Source organism: Haladaptatus sp., from assembly GCF_049589095.1.
Classification (GTDB): domain Archaea; phylum Halobacteriota; class Halobacteria; order Halobacteriales; family Haladaptataceae; genus Haladaptatus.
In genome coordinates this window covers 1-6047 of sequence record NZ_JBAWAC010000341.1, presented here as the reverse complement: position 1 = coordinate 6047, position 6047 = coordinate 1, and the positions used below count along the sequence as shown (strand labels likewise).

The window sequence follows — 6047 nt, the reverse complement described above, 5'->3', positions numbered from 1 at the left end:
CTTTCGGCTTGTGAGGGGGAGGAGTTCGAACGTGCGGAGTGGTCGCGTGCGGACCCGCAGGTCCTCCTGTTCACGTCGGGGACCACCGGCAACCCGAAAGCCGTCACGCTCACGATGGGTAACCTGTACGCCAGCGCGACCGCCTCGGCGTTCCGCCTCGGCGTCCTCCCGGGCGACCGCTGGCACCTCTGTCTCTCGACGTACCACATGGGTGGCCTTGCACCGCTCCTGCGCTCCGCGCTGTACGGAACGACGGTCGTCGTGCAGGAAGGCTTCGACGCCGAGGACACCCGTTCGTTCCTCCGGACGTACAAGGCGACCGGGATTTCGCTCGTTCCGACGATGCTCCGGCGGTTGCTGGACGAGGGAAACCTCGCGGACTCGCTTCGGTTCGTCCTCCTCGGCGGTGCACCCGCCCGCGACGACCTCATCGCGGAGTGTTCGGAGCGCGACGTGCCGGTCTGCCCGACCTACGGCATGACCGAAACCGCCTCGCAGATAGCCACCGCGACCCCCGACGAAGCGGTTTCACACCTCGGAACGGTCGGTCGACCACTCGTGTTCACGGACGTCTCCGTCGTCCGCGACGACGGGACGCTCGCACCGACCGGGGAACCCGGCGAACTCGTCGTCTCCGGACCGACCGTGATGGCTGGCTACTACGGTAATCCCGAAGCGACTGACGAAGCGTTCGGCGAGCACGGCCTTCGGACGGGCGATGTCGGCTACCGCGACGAGGGTAGCCGTCTCTGGGTGTTGAACCGCCGCGCCGACCGCATCGTCACCGGCGGCGAGAACGTCCATCCCGGCGAAGTCGTGGACGTACTCCGCGACCACCCCGACGTGTCGGAAGTCGCGGTCGTTGGCGTCGAAGACGACGAGTGGGGCGAGCGAATCGCGGCGCTGGTCGTTCCCGTCGCCAAGACGTCCGTGACGTTGGACTCGGTGCGCGAGTTCTGCGATGGTCGCCTCGCCGGGTACAAACACCCGCGGCTTCTCGACATCGCTGTCGAACTCCCCAGGACGACCTCCGGAACCATCGACCGCGAGGCGGTTCGCGAGCGGTTCCGGTGATCGGCGATTTTACGATTGTTGTATCTGCAGACTCACGGAGCGCTGGATTCCCAAACCGTTGCCCGTGCTCACGTCGAGGTTTTCCTTGAATTTCGCCTCGGCGTTCGAAACCGGCGATATCTGACCCCGAATCTCCCCCTCGGGATACTGCTTCGTGAGGACGTTGACGTACGCCTCCCCGGTCTGGATGACGCTCGACAGCTGTGTTAGCGGTTCGTCTTTCAGTGGCCCGACGAGGTCGCTCGAATCGAACGTTCCCGACGCGAGCACGCCGTTGAACTCGCCGGAGAACTGCTGTCCGTCGGTCGCTTTCGGACTCGGATACAGCCAGACGACGACGGCCCCGATCTGTCCCTTCCGGCCCATGTGGATGTGTGCTTCCGTGACGTCCTCCAGTTTAGAGACGAGCAGGACGTACCGGACGTTCTCCCCGGCCTGGGTGAACATTGCTACTCCGTCGGCGTTCGCTTCGACGTTCTTCGGTTGATTTTCGCCCGTCATCTCGCCCGTGCTGAACGACGGACTGCCGCTCATCTGTGCGGACCCGACGCCGGTTCCGAGCGCTCCCATCCCGACCCCCAACGTCGCGCCGGTCTTCAGTACATCGCGTCTGTATGTCATGTTCGAAACTCCCCGGGGTAGTCACGACGAGGATTCGCATAAACGGCGGGGCCGACGAAGCCTTTTATCGAATCGAGACCAACCTCTCCACGTGTGTACACTCATCGTTGCGTGGCAGGTTTTCGAGGACGCACCCGTCGTCGCGGCCGCGAACCGTGACGAAGCGTTCGGTCGGCCTTCCCGCCCGCCAAGGGTGCTCGACCGGGATCCGACGGTCGTCGCCCCGCAGGACGAGGAGGCGGGCGGCACGTGGATCGGGTACAACGATTCGGGGTTGTTCGTCGGCGTGACGAACCGCTGGGTCGAACTGGAGGGCGAGCGCTCCCGTGGCCTGCTGGTACGCGACACGCTGGCTCACGAGTCGGCCGCATCCGCCCGCGAGTTCGTCACCGGTGAACTCGACGAACACCGATACGCCGGATTCAACCTCCTGCTCGCGGACGCGAACGAGGCGACCCTCCTGGAGTGGGACGGCGCGCTCGAAACGACGCGACTCGATCCCGGCGTCCACGTCGTCGTCAACCGAGGATTCGACGCGAACGCCCCGAAATCCGAACGGATTCTGCCGCGCGTCGACGTGACCGCGGACGACCCGCCGTCGCTCCCCGAATGGCGAGCATCGGCGAAGGACACCCTCCGAAATCACGACATCGGCGTCTGCGTCCACGGCGACGGATACGGAACCCGCTCGTCGTCCATCGTCACCGTGTTCGAGGACGGCACCGGGAGCTACGAGTTCGCCGACGGCCCTCCTTGTGAAACCCCGTACGATAACGTGGAAAGTCACATTTAAACGCCCACCCGTCCCTGTATTGAACATGAGCACGGCAACGTCCGAGGAAGACCTCACTGAGGACGAGTACAACGGCCTCGAACTCGTCCGCGAGAGCGGCGGTATCCACCAGAGCGACTTCTGGAAAAACCTCGATGTCTCGTCGCGCAAGGGTAGTCGAATCGTGGAGTCATTGGAGCGACAGGGGTTCGTCCAGCGACAGGAGACCGTCTACGAGGGGCACAACACCTACTTCATCACGCCCGCCGCGAAGGACCTCGATTTCTCGCTGTTGATGGCGGGCGACATGCTCTCGCCGTTTATCGGGGAGGAGGAAATCGATCCCGAGAGCGACGCCTTCTCGCAGTGGATCATGAACCTCGCGTACGAGGAATAATCGATTTTACTGCGGTTCGTCGGCGTTTCGTCCGATTATGAGCGTGTTTTTCACGAGGCTGCGGTGACCGCGCCGCAGTCGCTCGGAGATGGCTTGGTGTGACACTTCGAGGTCGTCGGCGAGGTTTTCGGCCGACGCCTCCCGGGGAATATCGTAGTAGCCACGTTCGAACGCGAGCGTGAGCGTGTCCTGTTGTTCGTCGGTGAGGCCGAACCGTCCCTTCCGACCCTGTTCTAACTCGTAGATATTCCGAATGTCGAGCGTGAGGTCGTTTTCACGGCAGTAGTCGTAGGTGTCCGACAACGCGTTCCGGTCCGGAAAGAGAATGCGGAGATGCCAGTGGTTGCTGTTCCCGGACGCGGAGAGGACGGTTGCCTCCTCGTCCACGAGGATATGAATGAGCGTTTGGATGTGGTCGGTCCACTCCATCTGGTACAACTGTTCTTCGTCCAAGTCCGCGAGCAACTGCAGGTTTTCGACGCTCGTGTCCTCCTCCAAGATCGATTCCATGTCTCCTTCCCCGCCGCTCGCCCAGACGAACGGCATCACCCTATCGCTCTCGTGTGCAACGACGCGCTCGATCTCGAATTCGAGGTTTTCGTGCTCCGTCAACGTTTCCCAGAGCGCGAATTCGTCGGCTGGAATCTCGACTTCGACGACGGTACCTACCATACGGACAATCGAACTGCCGGAAAGAAATAAGCGTTGGCGGAGATTTCACGTCGTCCGTTTCACCCTCGACTACTGTCGCTACATCCTCACAGATAATTCTCTCGCGGTGGCGAGAAGACGTCGATGATTTCCCCGGAATCGATTATCTCGTAGCTGTGTTCGACGCCACCCGGTATCGAATAACTGTCCCCGGTCTCTATCGTTTCCTCGTCGTCTCCGATGTGGATTCGATACGTCCCCGACATCACGTATCCGATCTGTTCGCTTTCGTGGCTGTGCGGCGGAACATCGTTGCCCTCTTCGAAGTGCATCTTCGTCACCATCGACTCGTCGCCGACCGCGAGCACGTCGAACTGCACGCCTTGAAATTCGTTCGTCTCCGCGTCTTCTGCTTTGACTATCATCGGAATCGCATCGAATAATAGGTTGTTTATACTATAATATGGTTTCTAGTTTATCATCCGTTTTATTCTGCCGTCGAATGGTGGAGTTCGATAGCGGCACAGTTGACGTCCCGGTGAAACTGGACACGTGTCAACAGGTTTCCAAACGATTTCTCTCCTCGATCATCGTCTTACGAACCGGCGTGACTGTCTCCCGAAAAAACCCGAAACGGTTCGTTACTCCAACGCGCTTCCGGCCCGGATCACGCGCTGTTCGCCGAACTTCGGCCCGATGAACTGCACGCCGACGGGGAGACCGTCGGTTTCGCCCGCCGGGACGGAAATCGCGGGGAGGTTGGCGAGGTTGACGGGGACGGTGTTCGCGTCCGCGAGGTACATCTGGAGCGGGTCGTCCAGACTCTCGCCGAGTTCGAACGGCGGCGTCGGCATCGTCGGACTGGCGAGCACGTCCACGTCCTCGAAGGCGTCGTCGAAATCGCCCTTGAGCCACGAGCGGGCGTCCTGTGCTTTCTTGTAGTACTTGTCGTGATACCCGGCCGAGAGGGCGTAGGTGCCGAGCAGGATGCGTCGTTTCACCTCGTCGCCGAACGACTCCTCGCGCGTCTCGGCGAAGGTCTCGTTCCAGTTGCCGTCGTAGCCTCCGGACTCGCCGTAACGAACCCCGTCGTACCGGGCGAGGTTCGAGGAGGCTTCGGACATGGCGATGACGTAGTAGGCTTCGACGGCGTGTTCGATCGACGGGAGGGACACTTCGTGGACCGTCGCTCCCTGCGATTCGAGTTCGTCCATGGCGTCCCAGAAGCGGGAAACGACGCCCTCGTCCGCACCCTCCACGAGTTCGGTCGGGACGCCGATATCGAGGCCGTCCACGTCGCCGTCTGCGGCGCTCGCGTAGTCGGCGTCCGCGCCTTCCTCGCGGGTCGTCGCGTCGTGGTCGTCCGGCCCGGCGATGACGTCGAGCAGGGAAGCGGCCTCCTCGACCGTCGGTGCGATTGGACCGACCTGCTCCAAGCTATTCGCGTAGGCGACGAGTCCGTACCGCGAGACGAGTCCGTAGGTGGGTTTGATGCCGACCACGCCACAGAACGCGGCGGGGCAGCGAATCGAGCCACCCGTGTCCGTCCCGAGCGAGAGGTCGGCCTCACCGGCCGCGACGGCGGCCGCGCTGCCGCCGGAGGAGCCACCTGCGACGTGACCCTCCGCGACCGGGTTTTCCGTCGGGCCGAAGGCTGACGTTTCGGTCGTGGTTCCCATCCCGAACTCGTCCATGTTGGCCTTGCCGACGATGGTGGCCCCGGCGTCCTTCAACCGCGTGACGACGGTCGCGTCGTAGGGCGGGACGTACTCCTCCAACATGGCCGACCCGCACGTCGTCCGGATTCCTTTCGTACTTATGTTGTCCTTGACGGCGACGGCTTTTCCGGCGAGCGGGCCGTCGTCCGCACCGTCGATGGTTTCCTCGGTGATGAATATGTCGCTCATGAGACGTTGGGTCCTTTGAAGTAGCCGTCTTCGGTCTCCGGTGCGTTTTCCAGCGCATCGGCCTGGTCGAGGCTGGTTCGAACCTCGTCCTCGCGCATGACGTTGACGAGGTCGTCCTCGCGTTCGACCTCGGGTACCTCGTCCAGCGTTTCGAAGTAACCCAGAATATCCGCGAACTGTTCGGCAAATCGCTCGGCTTCCTCGTCGGAAACCCCGACGCGGGCCAACCGTGCGACGTACCGAACCTCGTCCGGTCCGGGAGGCGTGTCGCTCATGTGTTCATGAACCCTCGGACGAGCGGTAAGGGTTTCGATACTCACTGCCGAATGGCTGATAAAGAAGGCCATCAGCGGAGTCGTGCGAGAAAATCGAATACTGCATTCTTCCCGTGCCATCTCCGATAAAACACCAGTTTACGCCCCGGGAAAATGGGTGTTTTTGCCACTGGAGTTAAGACGGTGTAGGTCCTATGAGATATGTCTATCGATTCTCTCACTCTCGTAGTGCACCATCGACCCTCTCTCTCCTGATAGTACGCCATGACTGATACACGTACCCGACCGACTGACGAAACCGAAACCACCGGTGAGCAAACCAAAACGCGAGCCGACGAGCAACAACGATG

Annotated in this window: 8 protein-coding genes; 3 read left to right on the top strand and 5 right to left on the bottom strand. The window is 61.9% G+C overall.

Annotated features, from left to right (window positions below; translation table 11 throughout):
• The coding region (locus WBV42_RS10920; protein WP_423986053.1) for a class I adenylate-forming enzyme family protein at positions 1-1074 on the top strand (1074 nt) is incomplete at its 5' end.
• A 9-nt stretch (positions 1075-1083) separates the two neighbouring features.
• Here WBV42_RS10920 and WBV42_RS10915 read toward each other — a convergent pair.
• On the bottom strand, positions 1084-1695 hold the full coding sequence (locus tag WBV42_RS10915; protein ID WP_423986052.1) for a CHRD domain-containing protein: 612 nt from the start codon (positions 1693-1695) through the stop codon (positions 1084-1086).
• 91 nt (positions 1696-1786) lie between these two features.
• On the opposite strand from WBV42_RS10915, the gene WBV42_RS10910 reads away from it, so the two are divergent.
• Positions 1787-2488 carry an NRDE family protein gene (locus tag WBV42_RS10910; protein ID WP_423986051.1) on the top strand — a complete coding sequence of 234 codons (702 nt, stop codon included), beginning with the start codon at positions 1787-1789 and terminating at the stop codon, positions 2486-2488.
• Positions 2489-2513: 25 nt separating this feature from the next.
• The gene (locus tag WBV42_RS10905) at positions 2514-2864 is read left to right on the top strand and encodes a helix-turn-helix transcriptional regulator (protein WP_423986050.1); all 351 of its coding nucleotides are present in this window, start codon (positions 2514-2516) and stop codon (positions 2862-2864) included.
• 6 nt (positions 2865-2870) lie between these two features.
• On the opposite strand, the gene WBV42_RS10900 is transcribed toward WBV42_RS10905, so the two are convergent.
• From WBV42_RS10900 to gatC, 4 genes are all read right to left on the bottom strand, one after another.
• Positions 2871-3536, bottom strand: a complete 666-nt coding sequence (locus tag WBV42_RS10900; RefSeq protein ID WP_423986049.1) for a bacterio-opsin activator domain-containing protein — start codon at positions 3534-3536, stop codon at positions 2871-2873.
• An 86-nt stretch (positions 3537-3622) separates the two neighbouring features.
• A complete protein-coding gene (locus WBV42_RS10895) occupies positions 3623-3940 on the bottom strand; it encodes a cupin domain-containing protein (protein ID WP_423986048.1) in 318 nt (105 codons plus the stop codon).
• Between the two features lie 216 nt (positions 3941-4156).
• Positions 4157-5422 (bottom strand): Asp-tRNA(Asn)/Glu-tRNA(Gln) amidotransferase subunit GatA, encoded by a 1266-nt coding sequence (gene gatA / locus WBV42_RS10890; RefSeq protein ID WP_423986047.1) that lies wholly within the window; start codon positions 5420-5422, stop codon positions 4157-4159.
• Positions 5419-5697 (bottom strand): Asp-tRNA(Asn)/Glu-tRNA(Gln) amidotransferase subunit GatC, encoded by a 279-nt coding sequence (gene gatC, locus WBV42_RS10885; RefSeq protein ID WP_066143567.1) that lies wholly within the window; start codon positions 5695-5697, stop codon positions 5419-5421. Before gatC ends, gatA begins: the two co-directional genes overlap by 4 nt.
• Positions 5698-6047 lie beyond the last annotated feature (350 nt).